17 protein-coding genes are annotated in these 17645 nt (G+C 64.1%); 1 reads left to right on the top strand and 16 read right to left on the bottom strand.

Translation table 11 applies throughout. From position 1 onward, the window contains the following. From AC1RWL_RS01715 to AC1RWL_RS01685, 7 genes are read right to left on the bottom strand one after another with little or no spacing between them, the layout of a single operon-like run. Nucleotides 1–348, bottom strand: a complete 348-nt coding sequence (locus AC1RWL_RS01715; protein ID WP_493093534.1) for a cupin domain-containing protein — start codon at nt 346–348, stop codon at nt 1–3. Continuing rightward, complete coding sequence (locus AC1RWL_RS01710) at nt 341–1009, bottom strand: cysteine hydrolase family protein (protein WP_493093535.1); 669 nt, start codon at nt 1007–1009, stop codon at nt 341–343. Before AC1RWL_RS01710 ends, AC1RWL_RS01715 begins: the two co-directional genes overlap by 8 nt. Further along, nucleotides 1009–2556 (bottom strand): ABC transporter ATP-binding protein, encoded by a 1548-nt coding sequence (locus AC1RWL_RS01705; RefSeq protein WP_493093854.1) that lies wholly within the window; start codon nt 2554–2556, stop codon nt 1009–1011. The genes AC1RWL_RS01710 and AC1RWL_RS01705 overlap by 1 nt, the downstream gene beginning before the upstream one ends. Nucleotides 2557–2558: 2 nt before the next feature. Then, complete coding sequence (biuH, locus tag AC1RWL_RS01700) at nt 2559–3257, bottom strand: biuret amidohydrolase (RefSeq protein ID WP_493093855.1); 699 nt, start codon at nt 3255–3257, stop codon at nt 2559–2561. A gap of 28 nt (nt 3258–3285) precedes the next feature. Next, nucleotides 3286–4206, bottom strand: a complete 921-nt coding sequence (locus tag AC1RWL_RS01695; protein ID WP_439617891.1) for an ABC transporter permease — start codon at nt 4204–4206, stop codon at nt 3286–3288. Next, a complete protein-coding gene (locus tag AC1RWL_RS01690; protein WP_493093536.1) occupies nt 4206–5333 on the bottom strand; it encodes an ABC transporter permease in 1128 nt (375 codons plus the stop codon). Before AC1RWL_RS01690 ends, AC1RWL_RS01695 begins: the two co-directional genes overlap by 1 nt. Nucleotides 5334–5352: 19 nt before the next feature. Then, nucleotides 5353–6483: a BMP family ABC transporter substrate-binding protein gene (locus AC1RWL_RS01685; protein WP_493093537.1), complete on the bottom strand. Its 1131-nt coding sequence runs from the start codon at nt 6481–6483 to the stop codon at nt 5353–5355. Nucleotides 6484–6871: 388 nt separating this feature from the next. On the opposite strand from AC1RWL_RS01685, the gene AC1RWL_RS01680 reads away from it, so the two are divergent. Next, on the top strand, nt 6872–7486 hold the full coding sequence (locus AC1RWL_RS01680) for a GntR family transcriptional regulator (RefSeq protein ID WP_493093856.1): 615 nt from the start codon (nt 6872–6874) through the stop codon (nt 7484–7486). Between the two features lie 9 nt (nt 7487–7495). Here AC1RWL_RS01680 and AC1RWL_RS01675 read toward each other — a convergent pair whose 3' ends face one another. The 9 genes from AC1RWL_RS01675 to AC1RWL_RS01635 all read right to left on the bottom strand — a co-directional run bounded on the left by AC1RWL_RS01675 (nt 7496) and on the right by AC1RWL_RS01635 (nt 17592). Then, nucleotides 7496–8425 (bottom strand): electron transfer flavoprotein subunit alpha/FixB family protein, encoded by a 930-nt coding sequence (locus AC1RWL_RS01675; protein WP_493093538.1) that lies wholly within the window; start codon nt 8423–8425, stop codon nt 7496–7498. Nucleotides 8426–8448: 23 nt separating this feature from the next. Beyond that, nucleotides 8449–9198 carry an electron transfer flavoprotein subunit beta/FixA family protein gene (locus tag AC1RWL_RS01670; RefSeq protein WP_493093539.1) on the bottom strand — a complete coding sequence of 250 codons (750 nt, stop codon included), beginning with the start codon at nt 9196–9198 and terminating at the stop codon, nt 8449–8451. A 51-nt stretch (nt 9199–9249) separates the two neighbouring features. Further along, entirely contained in the window at nt 9250–10329 is a 1080-nt protein-coding gene (locus AC1RWL_RS01665; RefSeq protein ID WP_493093540.1) for an AbrB family transcriptional regulator, read from the bottom strand. 103 nt (nt 10330–10432) lie between these two features. Further along, a complete protein-coding gene (pcaC, locus tag AC1RWL_RS01660) occupies nt 10433–10813 on the bottom strand; it encodes a 4-carboxymuconolactone decarboxylase (protein WP_100674842.1) in 381 nt (126 codons plus the stop codon). Nucleotides 10814–10855: 42 nt separating this feature from the next. Next, nucleotides 10856–13564, bottom strand: a complete 2709-nt coding sequence (gene acnA, locus AC1RWL_RS01655) for an aconitate hydratase AcnA (RefSeq protein WP_493093541.1) — start codon at nt 13562–13564, stop codon at nt 10856–10858. Continuing rightward, entirely contained in the window at nt 13561–14952 is a 1392-nt protein-coding gene (locus tag AC1RWL_RS01650) for an MmgE/PrpD family protein (protein ID WP_493093542.1), read from the bottom strand. Before AC1RWL_RS01650 ends, acnA begins: the two co-directional genes overlap by 4 nt. 39 nt (nt 14953–14991) lie before the next feature. Next, nucleotides 14992–16353: a CapA family protein gene (locus AC1RWL_RS01645; RefSeq protein WP_493093543.1), complete on the bottom strand. Its 1362-nt coding sequence runs from the start codon at nt 16351–16353 to the stop codon at nt 14992–14994. A 94-nt stretch (nt 16354–16447) separates the two neighbouring features. Further along, nucleotides 16448–17047: a thiamine pyrophosphate-dependent enzyme gene (locus AC1RWL_RS01640; protein WP_493093544.1), complete on the bottom strand. Its 600-nt coding sequence runs from the start codon at nt 17045–17047 to the stop codon at nt 16448–16450. A gap of 2 nt (nt 17048–17049) precedes the next feature. After that, nucleotides 17050–17592, bottom strand: a complete 543-nt coding sequence (locus tag AC1RWL_RS01635) for a phosphonopyruvate decarboxylase (protein WP_493093545.1) — start codon at nt 17590–17592, stop codon at nt 17050–17052. Between the last annotated feature and the right edge of the window lie 53 nt (nt 17593–17645).

The following is a 17645-nucleotide window of genomic DNA, read 5'->3' as shown; positions in this document are numbered from 1 at the left end:
CTACTCCGTTTCCAATATTGTCACCGGCCGATCCCACTGGATCAGCACCACGCATCCCGTGTCGCTCCAGATCGAATGTTCCGTGCCGATGGCATTGACGATATAGGACCCGGCGCCATAGTCGCCAGCTTCGTCCGATTGGGTTCCGGTCAGCACGAGGATCGTCTCCAACCCCTCATGCCGGTGGCGCGGCACGCCCGCGCCGGCCTCGTATTTCAGCAGAGCCACCCCCGGCTGGTCGTTCTCGAAGGGCTTGATCCAGTGGATCGTCACGCCATCGCGGAAGGGACCGAATTCAAGGTCCTTCCAGCCGCCGGAGATAAGGTTTTCGCGGGTCGTCTCAGGCATCCGCAATGCCCTCCAACACGTCGTCGAGTTTCGCCGTCCAGCCGACGATCGCGCCCTGCGCGCGGATCATCGCGATGGCTGCGGCCTTGAATTCCGGAAAGTAGCTCTCGGTCGCCTCCTCGACGAGCAGGCATTCATAACCCCGGTCGTTCGCCTCGCGCATGGTGGTCTGTACGCAGACCTCCGTCGTCACGCCGGCGAAGACGAGTTGGGCAATGCCCTTTTCCGCGAGGATATTGCCGAGCGGCGTCGCGTAGAAGGCGCCCTTGCCCGGCTTCTCGATCACCACTTCGCCGGCGATCGGCGCAAGCTCCGGCAGGATGGCGGTGCCCGGCTCGCCGGCAATCAGGATTCGGCCCATCGGGCCTTCATCGCCGATCCTGAGCGTCGGCGCGCCGCGGTCGCGCTTGGCGGGCGGCAGGTCGGAAAGGTCCGGCCGGTGGCATTCCATCGTATGGATGACCGGCAGGCCGGCAGCGCGGAACCCGGCGATCAGCCGTTTGACATCGGGTACGATCGCGGTGACTCGCGAGACGTCGTTGCCGAGGCTCGCACCAAAACCGCCCTCCTCCGCAAAATCGCGCTGCATGTCGATGACAACGAGCGCCACGGCGTCCTTCTTCAGCGGAAAGGCGAATGGCTCTGCCCTGATCTCCACCATCAATGATGCCCCGCCATATGCGCGCCGATGATGGAAATGTCGGCCTCGCGCGCCGGCGTCTCGTAGACGAGCTTGCCTTCCGACATCACCATGATGCGGTCCGACATTTCCATCAGCTCATCGAGATCCTCCGACATCAGCAGCACCGCCGCCCCGGCATTGCGCGCCTTCATGATACGCGCGCGAATCTCCGCGACAGCCGAGAAATCGAGCCCGAAACAGGGGTTGGAGACGATCAGCAGGTCGACATCTCCCGTGAGTTCGCGGGCAAGCACCGCACGCTGCACGTTGCCGCCGGACAAGGCGGCGATCGGCGAGGCAGGCGAGGCCGTCTTCACCTTGAAATCGTCGATCAGCGACGAGGCCCGCTTCTTCATGCCGCGCCCGTCGAGCCAGATCGCCTCCTTGCCGCCCTTTGCGACGTCGAAGGTGCGGAAGGCGAGGTTCTCCGTCACCGTCATGCGCGGCGCGCAGGCATTCGCCAGCGGCTCCTCCGGAATGAAGCGTACGTTGTTCGCCCGCGTCTCCGGCCGCGTCGCGCCATAGGCCCGACCCTTGACGGTCACCTCGCCCGTCTCCGCCGCCCGCTGGCCGGCGAGCACTTCTGCCAGTTCCTTCTGCCCGTTGCCGGAAATGCCGGCAATGCCGACGATCTCGCCGGAGCGAACGACGAGGTTCTCGATATCGATCATCTTGAGGCCCGTGCGGTCCGGCGCCCTAACCTTGCTGACGGAGAGGACGGCCCTGGCGCCGTCGCTGACCGGCAGGCGCGTGTCGAGTTCGGCGAGCTTCACGTCGCCGATCATCATCGCCGCCATGTCCGCGGTCGAAAGGTCCGAGACGAGGCCCGTGCCCGTCAGCTTGCCGCGCCGGAGCACGGAGACGGCGTCGGCGAATTTCGTGACCTCATGGAACTTGTGGCTGATCATCAGCACGGTCAGTTCGCCGCGCTCCGTCATGCCACGCACGAGGCCGAGCATCTCGTCGGCCTCGGCGGGGGTCAGCACGGAGGTCGGCTCGTCGAGCACGAGGAAACGACGGCCGAGATAGAGCTGCTTGACGATCTCCAGCTTCTGCTTTTCGCCCGCCGCAAGCTCGCTGACCGGCCGGTCGAGCGGGATGGTGAAGGGCATCGTCTCCATGAAGGCGGCAAGCGCCTGCCTTTCCTTCGCCCAGTTGATGACGGCCGGAACGTCGGTGCGGTTGATGACGAGGTTTTCGGCCCCCGTCAGCGACGGAACCAGCGTGAAATGCTGGTAGACCATGCCGAGCCCGAACGCCGCCGCATCGCGCGGCGAGGCGACCGCCACCTCGCGGTCGTCCACCTGCAACTGGCCGGCGGTCTGGTGGTAGAAGCCCATGATGCATTTGACGAGGGTGGATTTTCCAGCGCCGTTTTCTCCAAGCAAAGCATGGAACGTACCGGCCGGCACCTTGATCGAGACATTGTCCAGCGCCGTGAAGGCGCCGAAGCGCATCGTCATGCCCACCGTCTCGATGCCGACGGCGGGCACGGTCTTGAACGGGGGGATATTGCCGACAAGCATGGTCATGGCAGCTGCTCCACCAATGTTTTCGAATTGGAGACGGAGCCGAAGACGCCGCCCTGCATCTTCACCATCTTAATGGCGGCGAGGTGGTTGCCATGGTCGGTCGCGCCGCAGCAATCTTCGAGAAGAAGGCATTCGAACCCACGGTCGTTCGCCTCGCGCATGGTGGTGGAGACGCAGACGTCCGTGGTGATGCCCGTCAGGATGATGTTTTCGATGCGCTTCTGGTTGAGGATGAGTTCGAGATCGGTGGCGCAGAACGAACCCTTGCCGGGCTTGTCGATGATGACCTCGCCCTCCAGCGGGTAGAGCTCCGGGATGATGTCCCAGCCGGGCTCGCCGCGCACGAGGATGCGCCCGCACGGCCCCGCATCGCCGATGCCGGCATGGATGCGCCGCGAGCGCCAGCGCTTGTTGGCGGGCAGATCCGCAAGGTCCGGCCGGTGGCCCTCGCGGGTGTGGATGATATGGTAGCCCTTGGCGCGCATGGCCGCCAGCACGGCCTTGATCGGCGCGATCGGCGCCTGCACCAGCGAGAGATCATAACCCATGTGATCGACATAACCGCCCTTGCCGCAGAAGTCGGTCTGCATGTCGATGATGATGAGGGCGGTGTTGTCGGGCCGGAGCTTGCCATTGTAGGGCCAGGGATAGGGATCGCCTTCGACGAAGGACAGCGTCTCGGTGTCGGCGGGCATGGGGGCGAGGCTGTTCATGGGGTCGCTCCTATTTGGTGATCGAGAGTGCGCCGGGGGCACCGGCGAGCGAGCGTGTCGGCGAGGACGTGGCGATGAGGATTGCGAGCGTCAGCACATAGGGCGCTGCGTAGAACAGGTAATAGCCCTGCGTGACGCCGACCGATTGCAACGCCGGCCCAAGCGCCCCTGCCCCGCCAAAAAGCATGGCGGCGAGGAAGCAGCCGATCGGGTTCCAGCGCGCGAAGATGACGAGCGCCACGGCCATCAGGCCCTGTCCGGAGGAAATGCCCTCGTTCCACGAGCCCGGATAGAACAGCGACAGATAGGCACCGCCGATGGCCGCCAGCGCCCCGCCGACGGCGGTGGCCAGCAGGCGCACCGTATCCGGGTTGAGGCCCATGGCACGCGCGGCATCCGAACTGTCGCCGACGACGCGCAGGATGAGGCCGATCCGCGTGTTGCGAAACGCCCACCAGAGGAAGACGGCCAGTGCTGCGCCGATGAGGAACAGCACGTTGATGTTGAGGGCGGCCTGCACCTGCGGAATATCCGACCAGCCGCCGAAGGGGATCGACGGCAGTTTCGGCGCCGAAGGCTGGATGAAGGGCTTGCCGAGGAAGAAGGCGAGCCCAAGGCCGAACTGCATCATCGCGATACCGATCGCGATGTCGTTGACCTTCGGGAACTTGCAGATCCAGCCGTGGACGAGACCGAAGACCGCACCCGCGGCCATGGCAGCGAGCACGCCGAGCCAGGGCGACAGCGTCATCACGGCGACGCCGTAGGCCGTCATCGCGCCGAAGACGAGCGTGCCTTCGAGCCCGAGATTGATGCGGCCGGAGCGCTCGGTGATCGCCTCGCCAAGCGAGACGAAGATGAAGGGCGTCGAGACGCGGATGGCGCCGGCAAGGATGGCGAGCGGAACGCCCCAGAGACCGATATCCTCCATCACGCGCTCCTTTTCCAGAGATCCGGGTTGAACAGGCGGAAGCGCCCGTAGAGCGTTTCGCAAAACAGGATGACGACGAAGAGCGTGCCCTGGAGCACCAGCACCGTCGCATCCGGCAGGCCCATGCGCCGCTGGATGAGGCCCCCCGAGGCATCGATGCCGCCGAGCAGGATGGCGACGGGAATGATCGCCAGCGGATTGTGTCGTGCGAGGAAGGCGACGAGGATGCCGGTATAGCCGTAGCCTGCGGCCAGCGACGCATTGGCGCTGCCCTGCACCGCCGTCACCTCGATCATGCCGGCAAGCCCGGCGAAGGAGCCGGCGATCGCCGTGAAGCCGACGATCAGCCGCCCGACCGGCAGGCCCTGGATCTGCGCCGCCCGGACATTGCCGCCGGCAATGCGTGCCGCAAACCCGAAACTCGTCGCTTCGATGAGGATATAGGAGACGATGCAGGCGACAACGCCGATGACGAGGCCCCAGTGCACGTCCATGCCCGGAATGTTGCCGAGCATGTATTCCGCCGGCAAGGGCGTGGTGGACGGCTTGTTGAGGCTTGCCGGATCGCGCAGCACCCCTTCGATCAGGTGGTTCATCAGCGCGATGGCGATATAGGCGAGCAGCAGTGAGGCGATCGTCTCGTTGACGCCGCGATAGTGGCGCAGGAAGCCGGAAAGGCCGATCCAAACCGCTCCGACTGCCATGCCGGCCAGCCCCATCGCCACCCAGACGACGAAGGGCGGCGCCGTGCCGATCATCGGGAGCGCAATCGCCGCCCCCGCGACCCCGCCCAGCACCACCGCCCCCTCCGCGCCGATGACCACGAGGCCGAGCCGCGCCGGCAGCGCGACGCAGAGTGCCGTCAGAAGAAGGGGGGCGGCCCGGCTCAGCGAGTTCTGCACCGAAAACCAGCTGCCGAAGCCGCCGGCATACATCAGCTGGAACAGCTGCACCGGCGACTTGCCGAGCACGGCGATGAACAGCGAGAAGAGCGCGAGGCCGACGAGGATCGCAAAGAGCGCGATCGCCAGCGGCTCCGCGCGCCGCGCAAGCCATTCCAGAAGGGGCCGGATCTGTCCGGCCCGCTCCGAGAGCGGTGTGATGGGCATGTTGGCTTCGATCGTCATGACGTCGCCTCCGCCCGGGTTACGATGTCGATCCGACGACGCCTTCGACGAGATAGTCCATGCTTTCGAGCTCGATCGCGTCCTCCGCGAAGGCCTGGCCCTCGGCGACCACCACATTGCCCTTGTTGTCCTTGATGCCGGCCTTGAAGACCGAGAAGCTGCCGCCCATCATCTCGGCGAGCGTGGCGTCGAACGTCTTGCGCGCTTCCTCGGAGACGCCCGGACCGAGCGGGCTCATCTTGACGAAGCCGTCCTTCAGGCCGCCGCGCACGAAGTTGCCGAGCTTCTCGCCGGCCTGCGCCTTCTTGACGAAGTCGGTATAGACGTTGCCCCAGGCCCATTCCGCGCCGGTCAGGTATTTTTCCGGTGCGAGCGGGCTCTGGTTGGCGTGATAGCCGCAGATGAAGGCGCCGCGACCGGCCGCGGTCTCCACCACGACTTTGGGGCTGTCGACATGGCAGGTGATGACGTCGGCGCCCTGGTCGATCAGCGCATTCGTCGCCTCGGCCTCCTTCACGGCAAGCGACCATTCGCCGGTGAAGATCACCTGGCAGGTGATGGCCGGATCGACCGAGCGCGCGCCGAGCAGGAAGGAGTTGATGTTCTGCAGCACCTGCGGGATCGGCTTGGCGGCGACGAAGCCGATCTTCTTGCTCTTCGATGCGTAGCCGGCCGCGATGCCGTTCAGGTACTGGCCCTGGCCGATATAGCCGAAATAGGAACCGGTATTGGCCGGATGCGTGCCTTCCTTCCACAGGCCGCCGCAATGGCGGAACTGGGCGTCGGGATATTTCTTCGCCATGTCCAGCATGTGGGGGTCAAAATAGCCGAAGGAGGTGGGAAACAGCAGCCCGGCGCCATCGAGGTTGATCATCGATTCCATCGTCTTCTGGACGTCGACCGTTTCGGGCACGTTTTCCTCCTCGACGACGGTGACGCCTTCCACTGTCTTGAGCATGGCGGCGCCTTCGGCATGGGCCTGGTTGTAGCCATAATCATCCTTGGGGCCGACATAGATGAAGCCGACCGTAAGTGCCGCCTGCGCCATGGCGGGAGAGAACAGCCCGGACGGCGCAAGGCCGACGACGGCGGCGCCCATGGCAGAGGTCCTGAGAAAATCGCGGCGGGAGAAAGGAAGGAGTTTGGTCATCGGAATGCTCCTTGCGAGGAATGGAAGCCAGGTCTGGCAATGCAAGAAAGCAATGCAACGCCTATGCCAGATTCATAAGCCATTGTTTAAGATAGATTTATTTTGGGAGCAGATTCAGCACTGCGAAAAGTGCATGCAGTTTTGCGACGCGCGTGATGATTTTTCAGACGGATGCAGTTAAATGGCTAAAATTTAATCGCCACTTCTCCAACTTTCACAGACAATCTCCAAACTCATTTGAAATAATCTGTTTTCTCTTCAGATGGTTAATTGCCATATTTGACAGCCACTCAACGGGAATGCATCTGTATGCAGATTGAGGAAAGATTCGCGCGTGGCAGAGAAAAGGCAGAGACAGGTCGTGCGGGCCGGAACCACCGTCGAACAGATGGTGAAGGCGATCGGCGACATGATCGTGACCGGCACGATGCAGCCCGGCGAGAAACTGGACGAGTTTTCGCTGGCGGCGCGCTTTCAAGTGTCGCGCACCCCCGTGCGCGAGGCCCTGCGGGAGCTTGGCGCCATGGGACTGGTGGAACGCCAGCCGAACCGCAGCGCCGTCGTCACCAATGTATCGGGAGGCTATCTATCCTCGATGTTCGAGGCGATGGCGGAACTGGAAGGCGTCTGCGCGCGCCTCGCCGCCGGGCGCATGACGGTGGCCGAGCGGCGCGCGCTGGAACTGTCGCACCACGCCTCCATGCGGCTGGTACAGGACGGCGCCGAAGAGGACTATGCCGCCTACAATGTCGAGTTCCACACAAGGCTCTACAACGGCGCGCACAATGACCATGTCTTCGAACTGGTCACGCAGACCCGCGCGCGCCTCTCCCCGTTCCGCCGCGCACAGTTCCGCCTCCCCGGCCGCCTTTCCAAATCCTACAGCGAACACCAGGATATCGTCACCGCGATCCTGCGGGGAGACGGCGAGGCAGCCGGAAAAGCCGCCTATGCCCATGTGTCGATCGTCAGCGATGCCAGCACGGTCTTCGCCACGGATTAGGGGCGGCGTTCAGAGCGCCTTCTGCAACTCCGGCAGCGCCTCGAAAATATCCGCCACAAGCCCATAGTCGGCGACCTGGAAGATCGGCGCCTCCTCGTCCTTGTTGATCGCCACGATCACCTTGCTGTCCTTCATCCCGGCGAGGTGCTGGATGGCACCCGAGATGCCGCAGGCGATGTAGAGCTGCGGCGCGACCACCTTGCCCGTCTGCCCGACCTGCCAGTCGTTCGGCGCATAGCCGGCATCGACCGCAGCACGGGAAGCGCCAACCGCCGCACCGAGCTTGTCGGCAACCGGAAGGATCACCTCCTGGAACTTCTCCGAAGAGCCAAGCGCACGGCCGCCCGAGATGATGATCTTAGCCGAGGTCAGCTCCGGACGATCCGACGAGGACAGCGCATCCTTGACGTGGGTCGAGAGACCGGGGTTCGCAGCCGCCGAGACGCTCTCGATGGCAGCACTGCCGCCTTCGGCTGCTGCGGCGAAGGATGCCGTGCGCACCGTGATCACCTTCTTCGCATCGGTGGACTGAACCGTCTGGATCGCATTGCCCGCATAGATCGGACGCTTGAACGTATCGGCAGAGACGACCTCGATGATTTCGGAGACCTGGGCGACATCGAGAAGTGCTGCCACGCGCGGCAGAACGTTCTTGCCGACGGAGGTCGCGGCCGAGACGATGGCCTCGTAATTGCCGGCAAGCGACACGATGAGGGCCGCAAGCGGTTCCGCCAGATTGTTGGCAAGGGTCTGATCCTCGGCGACGAGAACCTTCGAAACGCCGGAGAGCTTTGCCGCCTGTTCGGCGGCTGCCTTGGCACCGGCACCGGCGACGAGCACATGCACGTCGGAACCGATCTTCGATGCCGCCGTCAGCGCCTTTGCCGTCTGGTCGGAAAGGTGGGCGTTGTCGTGATCTGCCAGAAGAAGAATGGCCATGGTAATGTTCTCCCTTTCCTGCCTTACAGCACGCCGGCTTCGTTCTTGAGCTTGTCGACGAGTTCCGCGACCGACTTGACCTTGACGCCTGCCTTGCGGCCGGACGGTTCCTCGGTCTTCAGCACCTTCAGCCGCGGGCTCGTGTCGACGCCGAAGTCGGACGGCGTCTTCTTGTCGAGCGGCTTCTTCTTCGCCTTCATGATGTTCGGCAGCGAGGCATAACGCGGCTCGTTGAGGCGCAAGTCCGTCGTGACCACGGCCGGGAGCTTCACTTCGATGGTCTGCAAACCGCCGTCGACTTCGCGGGTGACCTGGGCGGAACCCTCACCGATCTCGACCTTGGAGGCAAACGTCGCCTGTGCCCAGCCGAGCAGCGCCGAAAGCATCTGGCCTGTCTGGTTGCTGTCGTCGTCGATCGCCTGCTTGCCGACGATGATCAGGCCGGGCTGTTCGGCTTCCGCGACGCCCTTGAGGATCTTGGCCACGGCGAGCGGCTCGACGGCATCCTCCGTCTCGACCAGCACGGCGCGGTCGGCGCCCATGGCGAGTGCGGTGCGCAGCGTCTCTTCGGCCTTCGCCGGACCGATCGACACGACGACCACTTCCGACGCCTTGCCGGCTTCCTTCAGCCGCAGCGCTTCCTCGACAGAAATCTCGTCGAACGGGTTCATCGACATCTTCACATTCGAAAGCTCGACACCCGAGCCATCCGCCTTCACGCGAATTTTGACGTTGTAATCAACGACCCGCTTGATAGGGACCAAGATCTTCATGCGATTCCACACTCCTATGCTCATCAATTCCGCTGACCGACACCGCTTTCCTCAGCCCGGATCGGGCGACCCAAAAACCCTTTGCAGGAGGTCGAGCACGCCATACCGGGTCAGCAGCGCGTAATAGTGCGAGGCCAGGCTGTTGACGAGGATGCCGCGCACCACCTGGAACCCGACGACAGTCGGAACGGCAAGATGCAGGATTTCAGCCGTGACCGTCATTTCAGACAGGCCGCCCGGCGAGGTCGCCAGAATGGCGGCCGGATAGGTCAATCCCGTCGTAAGGGACAGAAGCAGGGCGAAACCGACCATCACGGTGCCCAACCCAAAAATCGAGATGACGCTGAAGAACGCTACCCGCGGGAGCTTCGCCAGGATATCGCGGCGAAAGCGGCAACCGACGGCAAAACCGATCATCAACTGGGCGACGGCAAAGAGCGGGTGATACATCTTGCCGGCAACGAGGCCCCTGGAGGCAAAGATCGCCGTGAACAGGATCGCTCCGATCATATAGGGGTTGTTGAGCCGGATGCGCCCGAGAAAATAGGCAAAGGCTGCCCCTCCGACGATCAGGCCCACCGTCCAGTATGGATCGACGATCCGGGTGCCGGGCGCCACCGCGAAATCGGGCGTCCCGAATGCGAGCAGGATCGACGGGATGGTGAGGGCGACGATCGTGACGCGCAATGTGTGGACGATGGCGATCGGCTCGGCCTGAGCACCCATCTGCACGCCGATGTTCCCCATCTCCGCAAGACCGCCCGGCAGGCTGGCAAAGAAAGCCGTTTTCTGGTCGAGCCGCGCCTGGCGCGCAAGAATGACCCCCGCCACGCAGGACATCATTACGGAAACAAGCGCGCTGAGCACCATGAGCGGCAGCCAGCCGCCGAGTTCCGCCAGAACGCTTGCCGTCATCGTCAGGCCGACGGCGGTTCCGATCGTGAGCTGGCCGAATTTGCGCACATTCTCGTTGGGTCGCAGATCGAACCCGGTAGCCGAAAGGCAGGCCGCCACGAGCAGCGGCCCCAGCATCCAGGCCAGCGGAATATGATAGGCCGCACCCGAAAAGCCCGCGAGCGCTGCGAGCGCGAAGGCCAGGGTGGTCGTGCTCAGCCTTTTCCAGGCTTTCAACGATGGAATTGCACCACTCCTTGAGATGTGCGGAATTCTTTAGAAAATCAAACGCGCCGCGGAACCGATTGGAAAAGGCCCGCGACGCGCAATACCTCGGACGCTACTTGGAATCCAGTTCCTTCAGCACCTCGCGGCCAATCCGGAAGCTGTCGACCATCGCGGGCACGCCGCAATAGATGCCGACCTGAAGAAAGACCTCCTTGATCTCGTCCCGGGTCAGGCCGTTGTTGATGGCGCCACGGACATGCGCTGCAAGCTCATGGGGACGGTTGAGCGCGCTGATCATTGCAAGGTTGATGATCGAGCGGGTCTTGCGGTCCAGTCCCTCGCGGCCCCAGACTTCGCCCCAGCAATAGGTCGTGACGAGCTGCTGCAGGTCCTGCGTGAAGTCATCGGCCTGGGCGAGCGCCTTGTCCACATAGGCGTCCCCGAGCGTTGCGCGGCGGATGGCGAGACCCTTGTCGTAGGTTTCCTGGTCCATGTACATGTCCTTTCATGAGGCAGTTGGTTTGAGGTCGGGCCTTCAGGAGGCTGCGCGCATGCGCTTCGCCTCGGTCGTCAGTTCGCTGAGGATGTAGGGCATGACCCCGCCGCTGCGCGCATATTCCACCTCGACAGGCGTATCGAGGCGCAGGATCAGGGGCACTTGCGTGCTCGTTCCATCGGCCCGGTGAATGACGAGCGTCAGGGACTGGCCGAGCTCGACGTCATCGCCGAGACCGAGGATATCGAAGCGTTCCGAGCCATCGAGGTCGAGGTCCGCGGTCCGGGCTCCCCCGGCGAGCTGGCACGGAAGCACGCCCATGCCGACGAGGTTGCTGCGGTGGATACGTTCGAAGCTTTCGGCCACGATGGCACGCACACCCAGAAGCCGCGTGGCCTTTGCCGCCCAGTCCCGCGCGCTGCCGGTGCCATATTCCTGGCCGGCCACTACGATCAGCGGAACGTTGTCGGCCTTGTAGAGAAGCGAGGCGTCGTAGATGCTCATCGTCTCGCCACCCGGCTGGTGTGCGGTCACGCCGCCCTCCACGCCGGGAACCATACGGTTGCTGAGCCGCTGGTTGCCGAACCCGCCGCGCACCATCACCTCATGGTTCATCCGCCGCGCACCGAAATTGTTGAAATCGAGCGGCGCGACGCCGAGGCTGCCGAGATAGGTTCCGGCCGGAGAACTCGCCTTGATGTTGCCGATCGGGCTGATGTGATCGGTGGTGACCGAATCCCCCAGGATCGCCAGCGCCCTTGCGCCGATGATCGGCGTCAGGACCGAGACCAGGAACTCGGGCGCCAGGAAGGGAGGCTCCTTCAGGTAGGTCGATTGTTCGTCCCATGCATAAAGCTTGCCCGTCGTCTGCGGAATGGTCTTCCAGTTCGGATCGCGCGCGGCAATGTCGCCCGCATAGGTCTCGCGGTAGAATTCCGGATTGGCTGCAATCGCCTGGGCTTCCGCGAGCTCTTCGGAGGATGGCCAGATATCGCTGAGATAAACGGGTTTGCCATTCGTTCCGATGCCCAGCGGCTCGTTCAGCAGGTCGATATCCATTCGCCCCGTCAGCGCGAACGCCACCACGAGGGGCGGGCTTGCAAGGAAGGAAGCGCGCACGGCCGGGTGGATACGCGCCTCGAAATTGCGGTTTCCCGATAGCACGGCACAGGCGACGACGTCGCGCACGGCAATCTGTTCTTCCAACTCGGGATCGATCGGCCCGGAGGCGCCGACGCAGGTGGCGCAACTGTAGCCGGCGACGGCGAAGCCGAGCGTGTCGAGCGCCTCCTGAAGGCCGGTCGCTTCGAGATAGCGGCTGACCACCATCGAGCCCGGCGTCAGCGACGCCTTCACCCAGGGCTTGGTGCGAAGGCCGAGCGCGACGGCGTTGCGGGCGACCAGGCCCGCCGTCAGCATGACACCCGGATTGGACGTGTTGGTGCAGGAGGTGATGGCCGCGATAACCACGTCACCGTCGCGCACCTTTCGCGCGGTCTGGTCCACATCGGCGGAAGCTACCGGCGTCTTTCCGTAGCCGCCTTGTGCGACCGGCGCCGCGAGCACCTCGGCGAAACGTTCCTTCAATCCGTCGAGCGGGATGCGGTCCTGCGGCCGCTTCGGGCCGGCAAGGTTGGGCACGACGATCGAGAGGTCGAGCTCGATCACTCCGGAATAATCGATGTCGCCGGATTTCGGCGCACCGAAGAATCCTTGTGCACGATAGAGCTTTTCGACGGCCTTTACGGTCTCCTCCGTGCGCCCCGTCTGGCGAAGGTAGGAACAGGTCTGCTCGTCGACGGGGAAATATCCGATGGTCGCGCCATATTCGACGGCCATGTTGGCGATGGTGGCGCGGTCGGGCACGCTCAGCGTCGCAACGCCCTCGCCGAAGAACTCGACGAATTTTCCGACGACCTTCGCCTTGCGCATCATTTCGGTAACATGCAGGACGAGATCGGTGGCGGTCACCCCCTCGCGCAGCCTGTTGGAAACGTGCACGCCCACCACATCGGGCGTGAGGAAGAAGAGCGGTTGCCCGAGCACGGCGGCCTGCGCCTCGATGCCGCCGACGCCCCAGCCGACGGTGCCGAGGCCCGCGATCATGCAGGTGTGGGAATCCGTCCCGACGAGCGTGTCAGGAAAACAGATGCCATCCTTTTCGAGATAACCGGGGGCCAGAAGTTCGAGATTGAGCTGGTGCAGGATGCCGGCGCCCGGCGGGAAGAGCCGCACGCCGCCATAGGCCTGCATGGCCCATTTGACGAAACGGTAGCGCTCGGCATTGCGGCGGATGTCGAGTGCGGTGTTGAGCGTCAGCGCGTCCGGCCGGGCGTTGTAATCGACCGTCAGCGTATGATCGAGCGCCATATCGACCGGCACCTTGGGGCCGACGATTTCCGCCGGATAACCACGAAGCATCATCGCACTGCGAATGGCGGTCAGATCACCAAGCAGCGGAATGCCTGCCGCGCAGTTGAGCACGATACGCCCGACCGTGAAGGGTATTTCCGTCTCGCGCGGCGCGTTCGGCTGCCAGTTGGCGAGAGATTCGACGTGGCTGCGCAGGACCTTCTTGCCGTCGCAATTGCGCAGGACCGATTCCAGCACGATGCGCAGCGAAACGGGCATGCGCGACACCTTGCCGATGCCGTTTTCCTCCAGCGCGGGCACGGAGAAGTAGCGATATTTGCGGCCGGACCCAAGGGTGATGTCGCGACAGGTCTTGTCCTTGAGATCGGATGTCATCGGGAACTCGCTGATGAAAGGGTTTCCATGAGCGTGCGAACCGACGCGAGATCGGCCAGGGTTCGAACATGCTCCGTAAGGGTTTCGGCCTGCGCCTCGTACAGCCGTCCACGCGTCAGCAGCTTGAATTTTTCGCGGCTTTCGGCCTGCGTGCAGGGATCGACCGGCGTGCCGTGGCAATCCAGCACCGTGCCTTCGAACGATCGCCCGTCGGCGAGCGCCAACGAGACGCAGGCGCCATATTGGCTGGGATAAACGGCGTCGATGCGGGGATCGACGACGATCTCGATGCGTGCTGCCAGCTCCCGGATATCCGCCCTGTTGACCACCGCGGCGGAAAACATGTCCGGGTCTCGCGGGTCGCCCATCAGGGAGAGCGCGGCGCAATAGGGAATGCTGTACTGGGCGCCCATCGTGTCGATTGGCGCCGGCTCGCTGTTGTTTTGGGCCGCATATTTGCTGACGCCAACGCGCACATGGGCGATATCGGCGGATGTAAGCGGCTGGGGACCGCGCATTTCCGAAAGAAGCTGCACGGTGGACTGGATCCATCCGCAGATCGGATAGACCTTGAACCAGGTCTTCGAGATCGCCCATTGCGATCCCAGCCCCTCGCTCAACCGGGCCGCATCCGCACTGCTGCCGCCGAACACTTCGACGAGGCCGAAGCGGCTGTCGATGGCAAAGGGCGGGCCGAGGAAGCCGCGCCGGGCAAGCTGAGCCGCGCGCACGCCGGCCTCGGCCGCGCGGCCGAGATGCAGCCGCTTCACCATGCCGCCGCCCTTGCCGATGGCAAAACTCTTGATGCCGCCCGCCGCCGAGCAGCTCAGCCCGATGGCGGAGAGAAGCTGGTCGCGCGTCAGGCCCATGACGATGCCGGCGGCAATCGCGCAGCCGGCCGGCGCCGAAAGGCTGGCGACATGGAAGCCCCGGCGGGATGGTTCGGCGCCGAGCGCAAGGCCGATGCGGTGCGTCACCTCGTAACCGGCGACGATGGCTTCCAGAAGCCGGGCGCCGCTGGCCTCGACGGCCTCGGCGGCGGCAAGGGCTGCCGGGATGACCGCCGCGCCGGGATGCACCACGGATTCGGCGATCAGGTCGTCAAGCTCGTAGCCGTGGATTGCGGTGCCGTTGCAAAGGGCGGCGGCGGGTGCCGCAAGCCGTCCCCGGCCGATGACGGTGCTGAAGCCCTGTGTTCCTTCCGCGATCATCTCGTCGGCCAGGATGCGCGACCATGGCTGCGAGGCGCCGAAGACACCGCAACCCAGCGCTTCCAGAAGGCAGATCCTGGCCTGCTCCACGACGGCCGGAGGCAGCGTGTCAACGGATATCTGGCGCACGAGGTCGATCAGGTCGTGGGCGTGGCTGTTCGTCGTCATGGTGTCCATGAGTATTCCTCTGCTGGCGTATCGAATGCGGCGTATCCGTCAGAGCCGGATGATGCCGACACCCTTCTCGATGTCGATCCGTGTGCCAAGCGGCTCGGACAGGGATTTGAGGCGTTGAAGAACTGCCTCGCCGGTTTCCTTGTCGGCGATAAAGGGGCGGCCTTCCGTCAGGGCATGTGCGCCCTTGCCCGTCTGCCGCGTGATGACCGTTCCGTCCGGCGTCGTCCGGCGCCCCATCTCAACGGGGTGCAGCCGGATCTCCTTCAGGGCATCGCCATCATATTCGAGCTCGAACACGGCGGAACTCCACCAGGGGGCAAGATCGAGGCCGGGATGGAGCGGATAGGCGGCGGCGTTCAATGTCGTCAGGCGATCGACATCGTGATCCCAGGCCTCATAGCTGTCATAGGGCACGCGGCGGACGAATTCCGACTGGGCGATGAAATTGCCGACGCCGTAGAAGATCGGCTTGCCGTCATGGATCTCGATGCCGAGCGTCTTGTGCCAGCCGTGGCCGATATAGATGTCCGCGCCGGCGTCGATGGCGGCATGGGCGAACTGGCGGGCGAAGCGCGGAGGATTGTCGCTGCGCGGACCCTCCGAGACGTTATAGTGATGGGCGACCATGACGAGATCGGCCATCGTCGCCGCCTCTTCGATCGATCGCAGATTGCCTTCGAGATCGCGCGGATGGCATTCGCTGAACACCCCGAACTTGTCGCCAGCGACGAAGGCGGGCGATGTGCGGGTCGACTGGTCACCGGGGAAATTCAACGCGATTTCGTCCGCACCCGCGGCGTTTTTGCGCCGGCTGCCGATGCCGAGCCGGCTGGCGAGCCTTTCCAGTTCGGCGGCAGCGGCGCCGTCGACCTCGTATTTCATCGACACGCGCAGGGGATTGACGCCGGGCCGGCCGCGCAACTGCGCCTTGGGATGGCTTGCCCATTCATAGGCCTTGTTGCCCGAACTCGTCGAAACGAGCGCCACGCGGCCCTTTCGCGTCTCGAAGAAGGCCGGCTCGCGCGCCTCCTCCAGATCGCGCCCCGTGCCGGCGCAGGCGAACCCCGCGTCCCGGCAATGGCGGGCGGTCGACAGAAGGCCGGACGGGCCGAAATCGAAGCTGTGGTTATGGGCGAGCGACAGGATATCGATGCCGGCCGACTTCAGTTCCGCGGCAAGGTCCGGTTCCGCGATCATGTAGCTGGCGACCCAGTCGCCGCGCGAGGCCCATTCCAGATCGTCCGCATCGCCGAAGTTCATTTCGAGATGGGCATAAGTGACGTCGGAGTTTGCGAGCAGATCGAGCACTGCAAGAAATTCCGGCTCCTTATAGGCGGTGAAAGGCCGGGCAATCATGCACTCGCCTGCCAGGACGACTTTCCAATCCCGCTTGCGAGACATGTTTTCTCCCCCGATTCTTTCGATTGATTGGCATGGCCGGCGCCCACCGCTGTCGATGGGCGCCCTGGGGACGCCGTGGCGTCCGGTCTCGCGCTCAGTAATAGGCGCGTTCGGCTCCGAGAAGGTTCTCGCGGAAGCGATCCTTCAGGTGCACGCCGTCGCGCACGCGGATCGACATCGGATAGCGCTGCGTGTTCACCTTGATGGCCGCGAAGAACGGGCCATCGCCTCCGAAGAGCTTCGGCACGACCGCGTTAAGCTCGGCCTCCGTATAAACCGTCTCGGCACCGGCAAAGCCGCATTCGCGCGCAACGCCGGCCAGGCTGACGCCGCGCCGCGTATGGGTCGGCTGCATGCCGGTCTCACTGTAGTGCTCGTTGTCGATGACGGCGATGGCGAGGTTCTTCGGGCGCTGCGCGCCGATCGTCGCAAAGGCGCCGATGCCCATCAGCATCTCGCCGTCGCCGGTCATGACCAGCACGCGGCGATCGGGCTGGGCAAGCGCAAGGCCGAGGCCCATCATGGCGGCGGCTCCCATCCCGCCCCACAGGCAGAACGTGTTGAGGTGGTCGACCGTGCCGGCATCGTAGGTCGCCGACCCGAGGCCCGTGACCATCAGCGCGTCTCCACGCTGTGCGACGATCGCTCTCAACACCTCACGGCGATCCATCGTACCTTTTTTCGTGTCGGTCATTGTTACTTGCTCCAGTCCTTGAAGCCGAGAAGCCGCTGGCTGAGGAGCACTGCGACGACGCAATTGGAAGAAAAAGCGAGTTGCGCGCCGGCGTAGACGATCTGTCCCACCTCTTCGGCATGGCTCGCGCGCTGAACGTAGACGCCCATGTCCTGCAGGACGCGCTCGGCATTCTGCCCCATCGGCAGCTGCCAGGGATTGAACTCGCCCCACTCGCCGCGCATGGTGACGACCATCAGCAGCGGCATGCGGCAGTGCAGCGGGACGCTCAGCATGTTGATACAGTTGCCGACGCCGGACGACTGCATGATGAGCGCACCGCGATCACCCCCGAGCCATGCGCCGGAAAGCATGGCAACGCCCTCTTCCTCGGTCGTCAGCGAGACTGCGGTCATGTCGGCGTCCGCCTCGCAGTTCGAGATCAACTCGATATGGCCGGCATCCGGAACGTAGGCGACTTGTTTGACATCGCTCCGCTTGAGTGCCTGGAATATCTCGCCGGGCCAAAGTCGGGGGGTAGGTTCTTGTTTCACGTCGACTCCCATTGAAAGGCTTGAACAGAATTTGGAAAAGGCGGGGCCTGGCTGCGCGGCCACAG

The organism is Shinella sp. GW821-FHT10F02 (genome assembly GCF_058809275.1).
Note: the sequence above shows the minus strand (reverse complement) of the source record. Positions and strands in the feature narration are given on the sequence as shown.

What these genes read in the sequence shown, in the direction of transcription:
- AC1RWL_RS01710 (WP_493093535.1), bottom strand. Translation starts at nt 1,009, where the DNA reads ATGGTGGAGATCAGGGCAGAGCCATTCGCCTTTCCGCTGAAGAAGGAC.
- AC1RWL_RS01640 (WP_493093544.1), bottom strand. Translation starts at nt 17,047, where the DNA reads ATGACCGACACGAAAAAAGGTACGATGGATCGCCGTGAGGTGTTGAGA.
- AC1RWL_RS01705 (WP_493093854.1), bottom strand. Translation starts at nt 2,556, where the DNA reads ATGCTTGTCGGCAATATCCCCCCGTTCAAGACCGTGCCCGCCGTCGGC.
- AC1RWL_RS01715 (WP_493093534.1), bottom strand. Translation starts at nt 348, where the DNA reads ATGCCTGAGACGACCCGCGAAAACCTTATCTCCGGCGGCTGGAAGGAC.
- AC1RWL_RS01635 (WP_493093545.1), bottom strand. Translation starts at nt 17,592, where the DNA reads ATGGGAGTCGACGTGAAACAAGAACCTACCCCCCGACTTTGGCCCGGC.
- pcaC (WP_100674842.1), bottom strand. Translation starts at nt 10,813, where the DNA reads ATGGACCAGGAAACCTACGACAAGGGTCTCGCCATCCGCCGCGCAACG.
- AC1RWL_RS01685 (WP_493093537.1), bottom strand. Translation starts at nt 6,483, where the DNA reads ATGACCAAACTCCTTCCTTTCTCCCGCCGCGATTTTCTCAGGACCTCT.
- AC1RWL_RS01650 (WP_493093542.1), bottom strand. Translation starts at nt 14,952, where the DNA reads ATGGACACCATGACGACGAACAGCCACGCCCACGACCTGATCGACCTC.
- AC1RWL_RS01680 (WP_493093856.1), top strand. Translation starts at nt 6,872, where the DNA reads ATGGTGAAGGCGATCGGCGACATGATCGTGACCGGCACGATGCAGCCC.
- AC1RWL_RS01690 (WP_493093536.1), bottom strand. Translation starts at nt 5,333, where the DNA reads ATGACGATCGAAGCCAACATGCCCATCACACCGCTCTCGGAGCGGGCC.
- biuH (WP_493093855.1), bottom strand. Translation starts at nt 3,257, where the DNA reads ATGCCCGCCGACACCGAGACGCTGTCCTTCGTCGAAGGCGATCCCTAT.
- AC1RWL_RS01695 (WP_439617891.1), bottom strand. Translation starts at nt 4,206, where the DNA reads ATGGAGGATATCGGTCTCTGGGGCGTTCCGCTCGCCATCCTTGCCGGC.
- acnA (WP_493093541.1), bottom strand. Translation starts at nt 13,564, where the DNA reads ATGACATCCGATCTCAAGGACAAGACCTGTCGCGACATCACCCTTGGG.
- AC1RWL_RS01670 (WP_493093539.1), bottom strand. Translation starts at nt 9,198, where the DNA reads ATGAAGATCTTGGTCCCTATCAAGCGGGTCGTTGATTACAACGTCAAA.
- AC1RWL_RS01645 (WP_493093543.1), bottom strand. Translation starts at nt 16,353, where the DNA reads ATGTCTCGCAAGCGGGATTGGAAAGTCGTCCTGGCAGGCGAGTGCATG.
- AC1RWL_RS01675 (WP_493093538.1), bottom strand. Translation starts at nt 8,425, where the DNA reads ATGGCCATTCTTCTTCTGGCAGATCACGACAACGCCCACCTTTCCGAC.